Origin of the sequence: Flavobacterium sp. WC2430 (assembly GCF_040822075.1) — a bacterium.
GTDB lineage: Bacteria > Bacteroidota > Bacteroidia > Flavobacteriales > Flavobacteriaceae > Flavobacterium.
The window spans coordinates 1,415,582-1,434,952 of record NZ_CP162007.1; the positions used below are offsets into that span (position 1 = coordinate 1,415,582).

At 33.8% G+C, this 19,371-nt stretch carries 10 protein-coding genes and 1 rRNA gene; 5 read left to right on the forward strand and 6 right to left on the reverse strand.

The genetic code is table 11. The features are described 5' to 3' along the window. Positions 1–49: 49 nt before the first annotated feature. The 4 genes from rrf to AB3G36_RS06120 all read left to right on the forward strand — a co-directional run bounded on the left by rrf (position 50) and on the right by AB3G36_RS06120 (position 8,774). Positions 50–159: ribosomal RNA gene (gene rrf, locus AB3G36_RS06105) — 5S ribosomal RNA — on the forward strand. 226 nt (positions 160–385) lie between these two features. After that, entirely contained in the window at positions 386–5,914 is a 5,529-nt protein-coding gene (locus AB3G36_RS06110; protein ID WP_367757025.1) for a gliding motility-associated C-terminal domain-containing protein, read from the forward strand. A gap of 54 nt (positions 5,915–5,968) precedes the next feature. After that, positions 5,969–6,886: a type IX secretion system membrane protein PorP/SprF gene (locus tag AB3G36_RS06115; protein WP_367757027.1), complete on the forward strand. Its 918-nt coding sequence runs from the start codon at positions 5,969–5,971 to the stop codon at positions 6,884–6,886. Positions 6,887–6,902: 16 nt separating this feature from the next. Then, positions 6,903–8,774 carry an OmpA family protein gene (locus AB3G36_RS06120; RefSeq protein ID WP_367757028.1) on the forward strand — a complete coding sequence of 624 codons (1,872 nt, stop codon included), beginning with the start codon at positions 6,903–6,905 and terminating at the stop codon, positions 8,772–8,774. 57 nt (positions 8,775–8,831) lie between these two features. Here the strand turns inward: AB3G36_RS06120 and AB3G36_RS06125 are convergent, their stop codons facing one another. Further along, on the reverse strand, positions 8,832–9,413 hold the full coding sequence (locus AB3G36_RS06125) for a tRNA-(ms[2]io[6]A)-hydroxylase (protein WP_367757030.1): 582 nt from the start codon (positions 9,411–9,413) through the stop codon (positions 8,832–8,834). Positions 9,414–9,522: 109 nt separating this feature from the next. Here AB3G36_RS06125 and AB3G36_RS06130 point away from each other — a divergent pair, with 109 nt between their 5' ends. Next, the gene (locus tag AB3G36_RS06130; RefSeq protein WP_367757032.1) at positions 9,523–10,767 is read left to right on the forward strand and encodes a glycosyltransferase; all 1,245 of its coding nucleotides are present in this window, start codon (positions 9,523–9,525) and stop codon (positions 10,765–10,767) included. 173 nt (positions 10,768–10,940) lie between these two features. On the opposite strand, the gene AB3G36_RS06135 is transcribed toward AB3G36_RS06130, so the two are convergent. The 5 genes from AB3G36_RS06135 to porU all read right to left on the reverse strand — a co-directional run bounded on the left by AB3G36_RS06135 (position 10,941) and on the right by porU (position 19,309). Beyond that, positions 10,941–12,566, reverse strand: coding sequence for a 2-oxo acid dehydrogenase subunit E2 (locus tag AB3G36_RS06135; RefSeq protein ID WP_367757034.1), 1,626 nt, complete (start codon positions 12,564–12,566; stop codon positions 10,941–10,943). Between the two features lie 8 nt (positions 12,567–12,574). Further along, positions 12,575–13,573, reverse strand: a complete 999-nt coding sequence (gene pdhA / locus AB3G36_RS06140; protein ID WP_367757036.1) for a pyruvate dehydrogenase (acetyl-transferring) E1 component subunit alpha — start codon at positions 13,571–13,573, stop codon at positions 12,575–12,577. A 143-nt stretch (positions 13,574–13,716) separates the two neighbouring features. Continuing rightward, positions 13,717–14,199, reverse strand: coding sequence for a cytidine deaminase (gene cdd, locus AB3G36_RS06145; protein ID WP_367757038.1), 483 nt, complete (start codon positions 14,197–14,199; stop codon positions 13,717–13,719). Positions 14,200–14,270: 71 nt separating this feature from the next. After that, a complete protein-coding gene (gene porV, locus AB3G36_RS06150; RefSeq protein WP_367757040.1) occupies positions 14,271–15,440 on the reverse strand; it encodes a type IX secretion system outer membrane channel protein PorV in 1,170 nt (389 codons plus the stop codon). A 38-nt stretch (positions 15,441–15,478) separates the two neighbouring features. Beyond that, positions 15,479–19,309 (reverse strand): type IX secretion system sortase PorU, encoded by a 3,831-nt coding sequence (gene porU, locus AB3G36_RS06155; RefSeq protein WP_367757041.1) that lies wholly within the window; start codon positions 19,307–19,309, stop codon positions 15,479–15,481. Positions 19,310–19,371 lie beyond the last annotated feature (62 nt).

Genomic DNA, 19,371 nt, shown 5'->3' on the forward strand with positions numbered 1-19,371 from the left:
CATAAGATAAATGATCATTGAAAAATTGCCCAAAGCAATTATAACTTCTTAAGGTGGTTATTGCGGCGGGGCTCACCTCTTCCCATCCCGAACAGAGTAGTTAAGCCCGCCTGCGCAGATGGTACTGCAGTTATGTGGGAGAGTATGTCGTCGCCTTTCTTTTGAGAACCCCCTATCCAATCGGATAGGGGGTTTTTTGTTTTATTCTAGTTTTTCTATTAAATATTGGTAGAGTATGAATACTTTTTAGATATTATATTAATAATGTTAATTTTATATTAAATATATTTGTGCATAAACAAAATAAAACAATACATTTATGTTTTATTTTCTTACTCTTTTTTTTTAAATTATAGTATGTTATACTAACAACAAAATTTATTATATGAAAAATAAATTACTTTTATTTTTACTGTTTTTGACACTTTTAGGAAATCAAATTCTTGCAAAAAAAACCAATGAAAATCTATTTAGGTCTAACCTTACTATAGCATTTTATAAAAATCTTAGTTTTACGGATACAATAAAAAAGAATAAAAAAACTTTGAAATCGGCAAGGCTTAAAGCTTTTTTAGCACCTCCTACAGTATTTGCTGGAAGTTCTTGTGGTGACGGTGTAAGTTTTGTTCAAGTTAATGTATATGCAAATGGTTCAAGTACAGATGAACAAATTGAGTGGTATGCAAGTCAAAATGCTACTACTCCTTTATATATAGGCTTTGTTTATAGTCCTAGTATTAAAACTACTAAAACGTTTTATGTACAAAGTAGATCTAAATCGACAAATGATGTAAGTATTAGGGTGCCTGTTGTCGCATCAGTATATTTATCTCCGGCTTCTGTTAGTATTTCTGTTTCTCCTAGTAATAGCCCTACAAACTTATTATGTCCGAATACACCTATAACTTTTACAGCGAATGGGGGCGGGGATTTGTTTGAATTTTCAGTAGAAGGAGTTGTTGTACAAGCTATGTCATCTAGTAGAACTTATACAACAAATTTACTTATGAACGGACAAACAGTAAGTGTACGTTCAAGATATGCAAAGAACATAGATGGGTCAATGACTGAGTCTGCTTGGGGAACTGGTCCAATTGAAGATAATGTATTAACAGCACCTTTATCTGTAAGTGCTACTAAAGCATATGTAAATTCATTGAAAATTAGTCCAGAAGAAAATAACTTAGTAGTTGGTCTTGCAGGTAAAGTGGATAAAAACAGTAGTCTTTTGTTATTTTTAGATTCGAAATCAGGTGGTTTTAATATGTCTAACTATGGAGACGTTCTAACTGGTGCCACTGTTAAGGGTTTTAATTATTTTAATAATAATCCTAGTACATTTGATTCTTACTTTCAAGCTGATTATTGTTTAATTATTTCAACTGATGCAACAGAGTCAAATTATTTTGCTGATATTGTTGAATTAAAATCAGGAGAATCTGTTAGAACATCGCTTGGGAGCGCTACCCCAAGTGCACCTGGCTCTTTTTTTGGGGTTAATAAAAATAATACTGGAGCTACTGATTATAATTTAGGTTTCGAGGTAGAAATTTTAAAATCATTAATTGGTTACACTTCTGGTGATATTAAATTTTTTGGTTTTACAATGAAAGATACGGATGAGACAAGTTATAGTGTAACTAACTCTTTTTTAAGTCCTGAAATTTCGAGTAATTTAGATTATGGTAATTTAGGAATAGATTATAATCTAAGAGATCCTAATCCAGCTGTTTTTTCATCAGCAGGATTAATACCATGTTATAGTAATGATTTTTATACAATAAATTTATTTGAACCACCAGTAACTTCAAGTTTAGTACAGCCTACCTGTTCTAATCCATTGGGAACAATAACTATTGGAAGTCAAAATGGTGCTGAATATAGTATTGACGGAACTACTTATCAAGCTTCTAATACTTTTTCGGGTTTGAACCCAAATAGTTATATATTATATATTAGAAAGGCATCTGACGGTTCTTGCAGTATTAGTTCAATATCTCCTGTTGTAATTAACCCTGCACCTCCTGTCCCTTTAGTTCCTACAGCAGCAAATGTAGTTCAACCAACCTGTGCATCTCCATCTGGGACAATTGTTATAACGGCTCAATTCGGTGCTGAGTATAGTTTAGATGGCATTATTTTTAGAAATACAAATTCATTTTCAGGCTTACCAGAAAATAGCTATACATTGTATGTTCGAAATATGGATGATACAACTTGTATGACAATGTCTGCAACAACAACAATAATAAATGCAGTACCATTGCCACCTGTTGTTCCTACAACTGCCAGTGTTGTTCAGCCTACATGTGCCACACCATCAGGAACTATAACAATAACTTCCCAATCAGGAGTAGAATATAGTTTGGATGGAACTACTTATCAAGCATCTAATTCATTTTCAGGCTTAGCACCTAATGACTATACATTATATGTTAGGAATTCTGGAGATGCCACTTGTGTAACCATGTCCGCTTCTACAACTACTATTGATGAAGCACCATTACCTCCTGTTACTCCTGCTACGGCTAGTATAACTCAACCAACATGTGCGATACCATCAGGAACTATAACAATAACTGCACAAGCAGGAATCGAATATAGCTTGGATGGAATAAGCTATCAAGGTTCGAATTCTTTCTCAGGTTTAGCGCCAAATGATTATACATTATATGTAAGAAATACGGGAGATACAAGTTGTATTACTCCGTCACCATCAGTAATAACAATAAACGCTATACCAACTCCACCAGTTGAACCTACATTAGCTAGTGTAACTCAACCTACATGTGGAACGCCTTCAGGAACTATTGTAATAACAACACAAACAGGAGTAGAGTATAGTTTAGATGGAAGTACTTATCAAGTATCAAATTCCTTTCCAGGCTTAACACCAAATAATTATACATTGTATGTTAGAAATACAGGTGATACAACTTGTATGACTATGTCTTCTTCTACAACAACAGTGAATGCAGTACCATTGCCGCCAGTTGTTCCTGCAACTGCCAGTGTTGTTCAGCCTACATGTGCCACACCATCAGGAACTATAACAATAACTTCCCAATCAGGAGTAGAATATAGTTTGGACGGAACTACTTATCAAGCATCTAATTCATTTTCAGGTCTAGCACCAAATGATTATACATTATATGTTAGAAATTTAGCGGATATTACTTGTGTGACAATGTCAGCATCTAAAACAACAATAAATGTGGTTCCATTACCACCAGTTGTTCCAGCAACAGCGAGTATAACCCAACCAACATGTGCGATACCTTCAGGAACAATTTCAATAACGGCGCAAGGAGGAATTGAATATAGTTTGGATGGAGTGACTTACCAAGGATCAAATTTATTTTCAGGTTTAGCACCAAATAATTATAGATTGTTTGTTAGAAATACAGGCGATACGAGTTGTATTACTATGTCTCCATCAGCAATAACTATAAATGCGATACCAACTCCACCAGTAGTGCCTTCTACTTCTAGTGTAGTTCAGCCAACCTGCGGAACTCCTACCGGGACAATTGTTATATCAGCACAAACTGGAGTTGAATATAGTTTAGATGGAAGTACTTATCAAGCATCAAATTCCTTTCTAGGCTTAACACCAAATAATTATACATTGTATGTTAGAAATACAGGTGATACAACTTGTATGACTATGTCTTCTTCTACAACAACAGTGAATGCAGTACCATTGCCGCCAGTTGTTCCTACAACTGCCAGTGTTGTTCAGCCTACATGTGCCACTCCATCAGGAACTATAACAATAACTTCCCAATCAGGAGTTGAATATAGTTTAGAAGGAACAACTTATCAGTCGTCGAATTCATTCTCTGGACTTGCACCGAATAGTTACACATTATACGTTAGAAATTTATCAGATATTACTTGTGTGACAATGTCAGCGTCTACAACAACAATAAATGCGACTCCATTACCACCAGTTGTACCAGCAACAGCGAGTATAACCCAACCAACATGTGCGATACCTTCAGGAACAATTTCAATAACGGCACAAGCAGGAATTGAATATAGTTTGGATGGAGTGACTTACCAAGGATCAAATACATTTTCAGGTTTAGCACCAAATAATTATACATTGTTTGTTAGAAATACAGGCGATACGAGTTGTATTACTATGTCTCCATCAGCAATAACTATAAATGCGATACCAACTCCGCCAGTAGTACCAACTACTTCTAGTGTAGTTCAACCCACATGTGGAACACCTTCAGGTACTATAGTAATAACTACACAAACAGGGGTTGAATACAGTTTAGATGGTATTACTTTTCAAACATCAAATTCATTTTCAAGCTTAGCGCCTAATAATTATACATTATATGTTAGAAATATAGGAGACACAACTTGTATGACTATGTCTTCTTCTACAACAACAGTATATGCTATACCATTGCCTCCAGTTATTCCTACATCAGCAAGTGTTGTTCAGCCTACATGTTCAACACCATCAGGAACCATAAAAATAACTTCGCAATCAGGAGTTGAATATAGCCTAGATGGGGTTATTTATCAAGGATCAAATTCGTTTTCAGGCTTAGCGCCAAATAGTTATACACTATATGTTAGGAATACAACTGATATTACTTGTGTAACGCTGTCTTCTACAAATGTAATTATTAACCCAATACAGGTTATTGTCGTTCCAACCACTGCTAGTGTAATTCAACCAACGTGTGCAGTACCTTCTGGGACTATTTCTATTACTACACAAACTGGAGCAGAATATAGTTTAGATGGAATAACATATCAGGTTTCAAATTCCTTTTCGGGATTAATTCCAAACGACTATACATTATATGTAAGAAGTGTGTCTGATAATAGTTGTGCAAATGTTTCATCAACACCAACAACAATTAATCCAGTACCTACACCTCCTATAATTCCAACATTGGCAAGTGTAGTTCAACCTACATGTGAAATTCCTTCAGGAAGTATTGTTGTAACAATGCAAACTGGAGTTGAATATAGTTTGAATGGTACTACTTTTCAAACATCAAATTCATTTTCAGGTTTAGTACCTAATAATTATACATTGTATGTGAGAAATATTGCAGATAATACATGCTCTGTTCAAGGTGTATTGCAAGTGACTATTGATCCACTTCCTCCATTACCATTAGTGCCAACTGTGCAACAAATTGTTCAGCCTACTTGCTTAGTGCAAACAGGTTCAATTACAATTGTTGCTCAAAATGATGTACAATACAGTATTGGCAATGGTTATCAAGACAGTCCAGTATTTACAAATTTATTACCAGGTACATATCCAATAAGTGTTCGGTTTACAAGTAGTATTTTTTGTATAAACACTGGAGCAGTACAAACAATTAATCCAGTTCCACCACAAATCCAGTTTGAGATTATGGGCGATTGCGATTCTAAAGACTATGTTTTAACAGCAAGTCCATTAGCAAGCTCATACAATCCAAATGATGTAAGTTATCAATGGAAAGATAGTTCTGGATTGACAGTTGGGACAAATTCCAATATATTAAATGTTTCTAATGTGATAGCATCTTCTTCCGCTGTTGAAGAGTTTCCACTGACGTATACATTGACAATATCTTCAGTAGCTAATGGTTGTGAAACAACGAATAGCGTAGAGGTCGAATCTATTTACTGTAATATACAAAAAGGAATTTCTCCTGATGGAAATGGTTCAAATGAGTATTTTGATTTAAAATTATTAGACGTAAAAAAACTAGAAATATTTGATAGATACGGGATCAAAGTATATAATCAATCTAACTATACTGATCAATGGAAAGGCCAGTCAGATAAAGGAAATGAACTTCCTAGTGCTACGTATTATTACGTTATTGAGTTTAATAATGGTAAAACAAAAACAGGTTGGATTTATCTAATCAGAGAAAAACTATAATTTAATAAATATATTGTTGGTCTTTTTTATCAACAAAATGAAAAATAAACGGATATGAACAAAATATTTTTAACTTCTCTTTTGGTTCTTTTTGCCTGTATTGATATATCGGCACAGCAAAATCCACATTATACTCAATATATGTATAATATGAATGTTATTAATCCTGCATATGCAGGTTCGAAAGAAAGTATTTCTTTTGGTGCTTTATATAGAAAGCAATGGGTAAATATAGAGGATGCACCTACTTCTTTTACTTTTTCAGGGCATGCTCCTGCAGGTAATAATGTAGGTTTAGGTCTGTCTTTTATTTCAGATAAAATAGGCCCTGTTACTGAACAAAATGTGTATGGAGATTTCTCTTATACTTTAAAATTAAATGACACTCATAGATTGGCTTTTGGTTTAAAAACAGGTGTTTCTTTTCATAAAGTGGCGCTTAGAGATATTCAATCTTCTCTACCTGACCCATCTGAAGGTATTTTTGGGGAAGACATAAATGACGCTTCATTAAATTTAGGGGCTGGTCTTTTTTACTACACGGATAAATACTACGTTTCCTTTTCAATTCCTAATATGATGAAGTCAGCACATTTAGATTATAATGGGCGTGAGTACGGTTCTGATGTTTCTCATTATTTCTTAACAGCGGGATATGTGTTTGATATTAATTATGATTTGAAATTTAAGCCTTCTTTTATGTTGAAATCAGCATTTGATGTAAAACCTTCATTAGATCTTTCTGCAAATTTTTTATATATGGAGAAAATAGAGTTAGGAGCGAGCTATAGACTAGAAGATAGCTTTGGTGCTATGGTTAATTTTGCTATCACACCTGAGCTAAGAATAGGATATGCTTATGACCATATAATTTCTGATTTAAAGGTGACTGCACCTTCTTCTCATGAATTTATAATTTTATATGATTTATTTACGCCAAAAAAGGTTTCACGTTCACCTAGATTTTTCTAATACAAAATTTTAATTAATGAAAAGATATACAACAATTTTGTTTTTTGTACTAAATAGTATTAGTATTTTCTCACAAAATAATCAAACAAAATCTGCAGATAAATTATTTGACAGATACGAATATGTAAAAGCAGCGGATGCTTATAAAATGTTAGTTCAAAACGGAAATTCAGATTCTTATGTTTTTAAGCAACTAGGGGAATGTTATTATAATATGAATAACACTTCTGAATCTGAAAATTGGTATGAAAAAGCTTTACAGACGAAGCAAGATGCGGATACATATTATAAATATGCACAAGTATTGAAATCCAATAGTAAGTATGATTTATCAGATAAACAAATGAAAATATTTGTTGGAATGGAACCCAATGACCCTAGATCTAAGGAATTTGTTAATAATTCTGATTATTTATCTAAAATTTCTAGCAAAGAAAAATTGTTTGACTTAAAGAAGTTAAATATTAATTCTGAAAAATCTGATTTTGGAGCTATTCAATATAACGATGTATTATATTTTGCCAGTTCTAGAAATGAAAGCAGAAAAATTTATGGATGGAATAACGAGCCTTTCTTAGATCTTTACAGGTCAAATTATAATGAAAAAGAGGCTACTTATTCGGAACCTGTTCCAATTTCAGAATTGAATTCTGCTTACCATGAAGGTCCTTTGACTATGACTCAAGACGGTAAAACTGTTTATTTCTCTAGCGAAAGTTTCAACGAAAAAATGTTTGATAAAAATAAAAGTAAAAGAATTAAGTTTGGTCAAGTAAATTTATATAAAGCCACTGATAGTAATGGAAAATGGTCAAATATAACTCCTTTACCTTTTAACAGTAAAAACTATTCGGTTAGTAATCCATCAATAACAAAAGATGGGGAAACACTTTATTTTGCATCTAACATGCCTGGTACTTTTGGTGGATTGGATATTTGGAAAGTTAAAGTTAAAGCTGATGGAGGTTTTGGAGATCCTGAAAATTTGGGTGCTAATGTAAATACTTCTCAAGATGAAAGTTTTCCTTTTATTACAGATGAAAGTATTCTGTATTTTTCATCAAAAGGACTGTCAGGTCTTGGTGGTTTTGATATTTTTTCAATAGATTTAAATAAAAATGAAGTTGCCAGTAATATTGGTAAACCTGTAAACTCTGAAAAAGATGATTTTGCTTTTACTTTTAATAAAAAAAATAAGATAGGTTATGTTTCAAGTAATCGTAATGGTAAAGACCAAATTTACTCTTCGATACCTGTTGTTGAAAATGGAAAAATACATGCCATTGTTAGTAATTCTGTAACGGGTTCTGTTATAACTAATGCGAGAGTGGTTGTTTCTGATATAGATAAAAAGGTTTTGGATAAACAATTAACAAACGAAAATGGAACTATGATGTATAGTGCCAAAAATGATAAATCATATTTTGTTGAAATTAGTAAAGATGGTTTTATTTCAAAAACATTTCCTATTGCAGTTAGTAATGGAGGTGAATATAATGTTGATGCTAAATTAGATCCTATTAATGTTGTTGTTACGGATACAGAATTTATCTTTAATCCAATATATTTTAAATTTGATAAAAGTGATATTACAACACTTGGTGCGGATGAACTTGATAAGTTGGTTTATATAATGTCTCAGAATAAGGATTTGGTCATTGTAGCTAAATCACATACTGACTCTAGAGGTAGAGATGATTATAATATGGATCTTTCAGAAAGAAGAGCCAATGCGACTGTTCAATATATAATTTCTAAAGGAATAAGTGCAGATAAAATATCAGGAAAAGGTTACGGGGAATCTGAATTAAAAATAAATTGCGTAAAATGTACCGAAGAGGAACATGCTTTAAACAGACGTTCGGAATTTATCATTGTAAAGAAGTAATTTTACTTCCTGTTAAAATAAAAAAGCGAATCCTAATTTAGAATTCGCTTTTTTATTTTAACCATGTACTGTTTCGTTTTTACCATAATTAATGATGATCGAAGTTTCAAATTCAATCCATTCTTTCCATCGTTTATCAACATCAACATTGTCAGCATATTTTTTTGCAAAAGCTAAAAATGTGGTGTAGTGTCCAGCTTCACTAATCATTAAATCACGATAAAATGCAGCTAGTTCTTGATCTTTTATGTTTTCAGAAAGGACTTTGAATCTTTCGCAGCTTCTTGCTTCAATCATCGCTGAAAATAGTAAACGCTCACACAGTGCATCATTGCGACTTCCGTCCTTTTTCAAGAATTTAAAAAGCTCATTAACGTAACTGTCTTTTCGTTCGCGACCAAAGGTGAGACCTCTTTCTTTGATAAGATCATGAACCATTTTGAAATGTTCTATTTCTTCTTTAGCTATGATCATTAGTTCAGTAACTAATTCTTCTTTTTCCGAGTTTTGGGTTATTAGACTTATCGCATTAGAAGCTGCTTTTTGTTCACACCATGCATGGTCCGTCAATATTTCTTCAATATTTGATTCAACTATATTTACCCAACGGGGATCGGTTGCTAATTTTAATCCTAACATTTATTTGTGTTTTAAAGTTGTAAAATTAGTGTTTTCTTTCTTATTTATTGTCGAAATCATGGTAATGCGGTCTAAATACCATTATTTTGTATTTGTAATGATATAAGTTATGAATGTGATTGAAAAGCTATTAATAATTGGTTTTGTTTGGCCAGAGCCTAATTCTTCTGCTGCTGGTGCTAGAATGATGCAATTGATTTCCCTCTTTAAGGAAGATGGTTATGAGGTTACTTTCGCTAGCCCTGCAATGGAGAGCGATTATATGGTTGATCTTAATTTGTTAGGGATTAAAAGAAAAGCAATTTCTTTAAATTGTGGTAGTTTTGATGATTTTATAAAAGAACTTGGTCCTAAAGTTGTTTTATTTGATCGTTTTATGATGGAGGAACAGTTTGGTTGGCGTGTAGCCGAAACCTGTCCTAATGCGTTACGACTTTTGGATACCGAAGACTTACATTGTCTGCGCTTAGCACGGCAAAAGGCCTTCAAGGAGGGACGTTTATTTGAGTTTGGAGATTTGTTTAATGAAGATGTTTCTAAGCGTGAAATAGCTAGTATTTTGCGTTGTGATCTATCTTTAATGATTTCAGAATTTGAAATGGAATTATTAACTACGGTTTTCAAAATAGACACAAATTTGTTGTATTATATTCCTCTTTTGCTTAGTTCCAATGAAGTTCCAGATTTAAATGTATTGCCTTCATTTGATGATCGAAAGGATTTTGTTTTTATTGGTAATTTTTATCATGAACCCAATTGGAATGCGGTTCAGTATTTGAAAGAAGCTATTTGGCCTTCGATTAAAAAACAATTACCAGGTGCTGTTTTAAATATTTATGGTGCTTATCCTTCTCAAAAAGTATTGCAGTTAAATAATGCAAAAGATGGTTTTTTAATTAATGGGCGTGTAGCGAATGCAAGAGATGTTGTTAAAGAATCACGTGTAGTTTTAGCTCCGTTGCGTTTTGGTGCGGGAATTAAAGGGAAATTATTAGAAGCAATGCAATGTGGTACACCTAGCGTTACGACTGCTGTTGGTGCTGAATCTATGAAAGGTCAGTTGTCATGGAATGGGTTTGTAGAAGATGACCAAGAATCTTTTGCTGATAAAGCCGTTCAATTATACCAAGATGAAATGAGGTGGATTGAAGCGCAAAGAAATGGAATTGAAATAATTAAGAGCCGTTATTTAAGAATCTTATTTGAAGATAATTTCAAAGAACGAATTGAAAGTTTAAAGAAGAATTTAGCGCAGCATCGAATGAATAATTTTATGGGGGAGCTGTTGCAACATCATACGTTGAAAAGTACGAAATACATGTCGAAGTGGATAGAGGAGAAAAATAAGTTATAAGTGATGTAATGCATAAGGGATGGAAGCGACATCCTTTTATGGAATGCAATGGAATAAAAGATATAGTATACAGCCAGACCTTGCTGTAACGAAAGTGGAAGCAAGGATATGCCCAAATAAAAAACCCGTCATGTTATACAAGACGGGTTTTTGTTTTTATACAGAATCAGTACTTATGCAAGCATGGTTACTGGATTTTCAATGTATTGTTTTAATGTTTGTAAGAACTGTGCTCCAGTTGCTCCGTCGATAGTACGGTGGTCACAAGCAAGAGATAACATCATAGTGTTACCTACAACAATTTGTCCGTTTTTAACCACTGGTTTCTCAACGATTGCTCCTACAGATAGGATAGCTGAGTTAGGTTGGTTGATAATTGAATTAAATTCAGTGATACCAAACATTCCAAGATTAGAAACTGTGAAAGTACTTCCTTCCATTTCTGAAGGTAGTAATTTTTTGCTTTTTGCTCTTCCAGCAAGATCTCTAACACTTCCACCAATTTGAGACAAACTCATAGCATCAGTGAATTTTAATACAGGAACAACTAATCCGTCTTCAACAGCTACTGCAACACCTATGTTTACATGGTGGTTGATGGTAATTGCATCTTCTTTCCACTGTGAATTAATTTTCAAGTGTTTTTTAAGAGCCATTGCACAAGCTTTAATCACCATGTCATTGAAAGATACTTTAGTATCCGGAACATTATTGATAATTGCTCTTGATTTCATTGCTTCGTCCATAGTTACTTCTATGGTTAAGTTGTAATGTGGTGCAGTGAATAAAGATTCCGCTAGACGTTTTGCAATGATTTTACGCATTTGCGAATTCTTGATTTCCTCAGTAAATACTTCTCCAGCAGGAACAAAAACTTTTGGTGCAGGTGCAGCAGCAGTTTCGGTTTTAGCAGGTGCAGCAGCTTGTGGCGCTGCAGCAGCAGGTGAGTAGTTTTCGATATCGCTTTTCACAATACGCCCGTTTTCACCAGAACCTTTAACTTGTGTCAATTGAATTCCTTTGTCGCTAGCAATTTTCTTTGCTAACGGCGATGCTAAAATACGTTTTCCATCAGTAGAAGCTTCTTGTGCTGTTGGCTCTGCCGGTGCAGCAGATGCTGTTGCAACCTCTTCAGTTGTTACTGGTTTAGCTCCTCCAACTGTGAAGTTTTCTGCTATTCCTGAGATATCAGTTCCTGCAGGTCCTATAATAGCTAATAAGCTATCAATTGGTGCTGCATTTCCCTCTTCAATTCCTATGTATAATAAAGTTCCTTCGTTGAAAGATTCAAATTCCATTGTTGCTTTGTCGGTTTCGATTTCAGCAAGAATATCACCTTCAGCAACTTTATCACCTACTTTTTTCAACCAAGTAGCTACAGTTCCTTCCGTCATTGTATCGCTTAAACGAGGCATAGTTACCACTATAACACCTTTAGGTAAAGCGGCCGGAGCAGCTGTTTCTTTTACTTCAGTTTTAGTTTCAGAAGTTGTTTCTTTCTTTGTAGTATCTTCTTTAGGAGTTTCAGATTTTCCTGCCAAAATTGCAGAAATATCTTCCCCTTCATTTCCTATTATTGCTAATAATGAATCTACAGGCGCCGTTTCACCAGCTTGAATTCCTATATGCAAAAGAGTTCCTTCGTTGAAAGACTCAAATTCCATTGTTGCTTTGTCAGTTTCAATTTCTGCAAGGATATCGCCTTCGCTAATTTTGTCACCTACTTTTTTAAGCCAAGTTGCTACCGTTCCTTCCGTCATAGTATCACTCAAACGAGGCATTGTAATTATTGTTGCCATAATTGATTTTATAGTTTATGAGGTATAAATGGATAATCTTCTTGTGCGTATACTACGTCGTATAATTGTTGAATTGGAGGATATTCCGATTCTTCAGCAAAATCAACACATTCTTGAACTAAGTCTTTAACTCTTTGGTCGATTGCGTCAATTTCTTCTTCTGTAGCATATTTTTGATCTTTAATTACATCTAGAACTTGTGTAATTGGATCAATTTTTTTGTATTCTTCTACTTCTTCTTTTGATCTATATAGTTGAGCATCCGACATAGAGTGTCCTCTATAACGATATGTTTTCATTTCTAAGAAAGTTGGTCCATCACCACGACGCGCTCTATCAATAGCTTCTGTCATCGCTTCAGCAACTTTTACTGGATTCATTCCGTCAACTGGTCCACAAGGCATTTCATACCCTAAACCTAGTTTCCAAATATCAGTGTGGTTAGCCGTTCTTTCAACAGAAGTTCCCATTGCATAACCGTTATTTTCTACAATAAAAACTACAGGTAGTTTCCATAACATAGCCATGTTGAAAGCTTCGTGCAAAGATCCTTGACGTGCTGCTCCATCACCAAAATAGGTCATTGTTACACCGCCAGTTTCAAAGTATTTATCTGCAAAAGCCAATCCAGCTCCTACAGGAATTTGTCCACCTACGATTCCATGACCACCATAAAAACGGTGCTCTTTTGAGAAAATATGCATAGAACCACCCATTCCTTTTGATGTTCCCGTAACTTTTCCTAAAAGCTCAGCCATTACTCTTCTTGGATCTACACCCATTCCAATTGGTTGAACGTGATTTCTATATGCAGTAATCATTTTGTCTTTTGTCAAGTCCATTGCATGCAATGCACCTGCTAGTACTGCTTCTTGACCATTATATAAGTGTAGAAAACCTCTAACTTTTTGTTGTATGTATAATGCTGCAAGCTTGTCTTCAAACTTTCTCCAAAGCAGCATGTCTTCGTACCACTTTAAATATACTTCTTTTGTAACTTCTTTCATCTCAATTGTTCTTTTGCTAAAGTTTTATTGTGTTATCAACTAGTACCTATAACGCAAAATAGTTTCCTCCCACAAATTTGCGAATTGCAAAAATAGGACATTCCAACTAAGAACTAAAATTAAAAAGCTAATTTTTAGCAATTTTACAACACGTTTTTGTTAAATAATAACGGGAGCAGGTTTTTTAGGGAGTGTGATTTATAGACTTCGCCAGTTTCTCCCATGAAATAAATTTCTATTTGCGACTCTTGGCGGATTTCATATTCGGCAATTGATTGTCTACACGCACCGCAAGGAGGTATTGGTTCTGTTGTTTTATTGGTGTCTGAAGCAGCTGTAATCGCCATTTTTGTGATTTTTGCATTTGGGTATATTGCTCCGGCTTGAAAAATAGCTACTCGCTCTGCGCATAGTCCAGATGGATAAGCAGCATTTTCTTGATTAGAGCCCAATACTATTTTTCCATTATCTAATAATAAAGCCGTACCAACTCTAAATTTTGAATATGGTGCATATGCATTTTTCCGTGCTGAAATGGCTTGCTCCATAAGATTTTGTACTTCAATTGGTAATTCAAGTGTTGAATTATAAACAGAGAAATGGCTTGTAATAGTTATTTCTTTCATATTTTTATAGGAAAAAAAGTCCAAAGTTCAGGGGTTGAAATTTGGACTTTTAATTTAAATTTTATTAAAAATTAATATTCATCGTATTTGTCTCCAAAGTTGAATGTAAGAGAGAAACGAAGGGTGTTTTCTAAAGGGTTTTTTACTTTTGAAGCTGAGAATAAATAAGACACATCTACTTTAACTACATTGTATTTAAATCCGGCTCCAAGCGAGAAAAATTTTCTAGCTCCTTTAAGTGGACTTTCATGAAAATAACCTAGTCTCATTGCAAATGAATCTTGGTATAAGTATTCAGCTCCAACTGCATATGTAACTTCTTTAACTTCTTCACTAAATCCGTCTGGTGCATCTCCGAATGATTTAAAAACTCCAGAAACCCAACCAATAGAGCGGTAATTGTCATTATTTTGAGCTCTTTCTTCAGCTGTAATCGTTCCGTCTCCATTTAGATCTGGATTTTGAGGGGTTGGAACCAATAGTTTACTAAATTCAAGATTCAGTGCTACCTTGTTGTAATCGTCAAGTATGAAATCAAATCCAGTTCCTACCTTTAAGTTAGCGGGTAAAAAGTTAGTGCTAATTTCGTCATTGTCATAACTTATTTTTGGTCCTAAGTTTTGAATATTAAAACCTGCTCTCCATCTTCCGTTAAAGTCATTATAGGCAATTTCTTCTGATTGATAAAAACCCGCAACATCAATTGCGAAAGAATTTGCTGCAGAGGCATCACCGTTGTCTGAAACTACTTTTAGATTAGAATGAATGTATCTTCCTGCTACAGCCATAGAAAATTTCTCGCTTAATTTTAAGGAATAAGAACCATCTAGTGCAAACTCATTTGGTGATACAATTCTGGGAACTTCATTTGGGTCTCCAGTTTCTCTTAATTCGATATTACCAAACCCAAAATAACGTAAACTTCCAGCAAAAGCACTTCTTTCGCTTATTTTATTATAATAGGTTAATTGTCCTAATGAAATATCATTGGCTAAATCAGTAAGGTAGGGTGTGTAACTTATAGAAAAGCCTTGTTTATCAATTGCAAAAGCATATTTTGCAGGATTCCATTGTTGTGAAAAAGCATCTGCTGAAGTGGCTACACCAACATCAGCCATACCAGCAGCTCTAGCATCTGCAGATACTAATAAAAAGGGAACTGCAGTTGTTATTACTCTATCTTGTGCTTTTGCAAAAGAAAAAGTGAGTAGACTAGTTGTTATAAGTATTATTTTTCTCATTTTGATGTTAAAATTCATTAAACAAATATACTATATTATTAAAGTATCACAAGCTTTTCGATCTTTTCAGCTTTTTTATTTGTTGTGCTAGACTTGACAGTGAGCTTGTAGATATAAACGCCTTTGCCTATTTTATTTCCAAAATCATCTCTTCCGTCCCAAGTGATTTCTTTAGATAAAAAACCTTCTGTTGTTATGATTTGGTTTTTTGTCCAAACTACCTTTCCAGTTATTGTGAAAACTTGAATTTGAACTGTTAGTGGTTCGTAAGGTCTGTTGTGAGTAAACCAAAATTCAGTATAATTGACAAATGGATTTGGATAATTTAAAACATGTGTCAAAGTTATTGTTTCGTCTCCTACTACTAAAAATTGAATTTCGGTAGTTGTTGGATTATTGTAAACATCCCATGCTTTAAATACAATAGTATGCAATCCGACCGAAATGTCATGTAATGGGAATCGTAAACTTCCATTTGTAAAATCATCAATATTTGTTTGGTAATAATCATTTAGTATATATGGGTTGCTTATGTCTCCATCCAAAATAGCTATAATGTCGTGTCCAATTCCGCTTGCAGTATTAATTCCATTTTCATCTTCGAGAAAAGCAAGTAAAAAAGGAGATGAGTTTGTAATGCCTCCTGAAACAAATGTCTCGTCATTCATATATAACTTAACTTTTGGGCTAATATTGTCCTCGGCTGCATTTTCATTTATACCTCCTATTTTAATATTCGTGTCGTAGCCAGTTTCATTCTCTAAAACCTGCTCTTTTTTAGCGTAAAAACTTATTTTTCCATTGTCAAGAGGGATTCTAATGTCTCTTGGGACAACAAAATTAAATTCAAATATTCCGTTTTTAACAGAAGCATTTCCTCTAAATATGGTTTCTCCGAGTGTAGTGAAATTTATTGGTGGGCTGTTTCCGTCGTTGTTATACGTTGTTCTTGGGATTGTCTTATCAAAAATAGTAGATGAAATTTCGCCGTTATAATTTGTCAGCGTAACATCATTTTCATCAGTTATTTCGCCAGTTACTTTCATGTGAGCTAATGATTTAAATGCATCCGTGGTTTGAGTTGTTGGGATATCATTTATTTTTGTAAGCTTTACTTTCGGTTTTGGAATAGCTAAAAACAATGCGGGATCTCCAATATAAAAAACGACATTAGTAGATGAATTCGGATTGCTGTTTTTTGATATTCGTAAAGCCTCTGCAATTGAGGTGTACTCATTAGAACCAAAAGACAATAAGTTTTGAGATAAAGTGTCGTTGAAATTTTCTGCGCTAAATTGACCAATAGCGCGAATAGTAGTAATCATGGCAATAGCACCGCCTTTCGGGTTCCAATAGGTGTATTCTCCTGCTGTTGGTCTGGTGGGATTGTCAAAACGGGAAAACTCGCAAGTAATAGTAATGAATAATGGATATTTGTATTGATTGTTTAGGTTTTGGCTATCTGATTTTTCCCAAATTCGTTCAGCCGATAATCCATCCTCGCCACCGTGTCCCAAGTAGTTGAAGATTAGTGCTCCTTTTTCGAATGCATTAAAAAAGTCTGTCCTCGCTTTTGGATATCTAAAACCTCCAGCCGATGCTTCTTGGATATAAGAATCTAATATTATTTTATTGATATTAAAAAAAGGTTTTTGTGCCGTGATTCTGTCGGCCAAATTATTTTGTCTGCTTTGTAGGCTGGAATCAGATATTTGATCGGAGTCGTCACAAATCATCACGAAATTGTTTCTCCAGTTTCCGTATGATTTGATGTCATGGTATTCAATTACTTTATTAACCATATCCTCTGCTTGTGAAGGGTTGTTTACAAGCATTCGGCCAACCGCAATATCAATTCCACCAAAATAGGAAATAATGTTTCCTTCGTTATCATCCATTAAACCATAAAAATCATCTGAGGCAAATGAAGATTCTCCAATAGTGTTGCTGTTTAAAGCATGATAAATAGGGACTATATTTGTATTGTTTATGGTTTTGTTTTTATAATCATAGGAAGCGTCTCCAAAAAGGTTTACATATTTGATCCTTTTTTCATCTGTAGAAGCATTGTCATATATGTATTTTATGCAGTTTCGTATTGCTGCAATATCTTGTTTTCCAGATGAAAATTCTTGATAAATAGACTCTGTAGTAATGACTTTTACATTTAATTTGGAATAATTCCGATGGAAATCAGCGAGTTTTTCTGCTTGATTTTTCAACTCATTTGGAGTTATTATAACATAGTCAATATCTTGAAAGGCTCCTTGGTTATTATTGAAAATTGTGCCTTTTATATTTTGGTTAGTTATTTTAGATTTAGTCTCTTTTAAGGGAGTGTAGTAGTCTAAAGCATCGATAGCAACGTATTTCTTGGTTTCTCCTAGATTTCCTTTAAACGAAAATAAATCTTGATTGTTGTTTTTTACTTTGGTTATATTACTGGTGTTAGTAATATCCCATATTTGAGAAATTCCATTTGCATTAGTAAAATTGTAATTGACAATGCCTATTTCTCCATTAGAAGAGTTATATTGAAAATTGAATTGCTTGCCATATCCTTGAAGTTTTCTTTTTGCCAAAAGGCCAATGTAATCCAAAAAACCTTTGGATCCAGGAACACCATTGTTGTTGTATGTTAGTTTTATTTTTACATTTTCAGCACTGTTGAAAGAGGCATTGCTGGGTAAGTTGCCAACATAAAATTCAGTGTCAGAATTGGTGTTTATGGCAGGAAAACTGATTTGTCCAATGATTTGACTGTTAGCGCTAACTTGAAATGATGTTGGGGTATAAGCGGCCGAAGCGGTTACGGCTTTAATTTTTATTGGGATTGTTAAATCAATATTAGGAAAGTTGAATTCAAATTCTTGTTCTTGATTGATGTCAAATGACTCTCCAAACCATTGTCTTCCAAGGTGGGCAATATTGACTAAATCGGTTTCATGATATTGATAATCGTCAAATGTGTTTAGATTCAATGTACTGTTGCCTAAAGGTTGAGTCATTTGGCCCATTCTTTTACCATTGTCTCCAGAAGAGGTGATGTAATAGTACGACTTTGTATCGTAAAGGTTTATATTAGTTTGACTTTCTTCATTCCAAGTGTCAACTCCTTCAGCATAAAATAAGATATAATCATTAGTGTCAAATGTGCCGTCATCTTCACCAATAATTTGAATAGTATTTTCAATTAAATCATCTGGGTAATCAATATTATTTGATAAAGGAAGCATATTTCCTCCATTGCCATATATTTTAATTTTTTTAGGATCAATTCCATTAGCTGGAAACCCTAATTCTTGTAAAAAACTTTTTGAAATTTTATAAACACCTGATTTTTCAATATAAAAACGATACCAATCGCCAGAGGACAAAACGGAATTGTAAATAAGTTTCGTGGTTTTGTTCGATTGATTAATTTTTGATGTTGAGTTATTGATGGTGTAAGAAAAAGATTTTATCCTTTTGTATCCATAAGAGTCCTTTATAATGGGAGAGAGGGTCAGGAAAGATTCTAAAACACCTCGGCTTTTGAAATTTTGTATAGTTGGGGCTATTACTTTTGGTATGTTTTCTAGCTTTAAGTCGCCAAGTTGTTCTGCTGAAACAGATTCGTAATTTATATTTGAGATTAAAACATCATTTTTATCATAAGAATAAGGTGCTTTTAGCTTTAAAGTGTAAAAAAGAATCTTTTTTTCAGTATCATAATGAAATTGATTTCCAGTAAAGATTGGAATGTTGATTTTAGTATTTCCAATTGACATCTCCGTTTTATCAAGCCATTCGATGGTGATGTTATCTACGGTTTGGGCATTTAAAATGGAAGAAATTAAGGATAATGTAATCAGAAGTAGCTTTCGCATTATTTATTAAATTGTATTAATAATAAATTAATTGGAATGAGTAAAAATATAGCTTTTAGTGT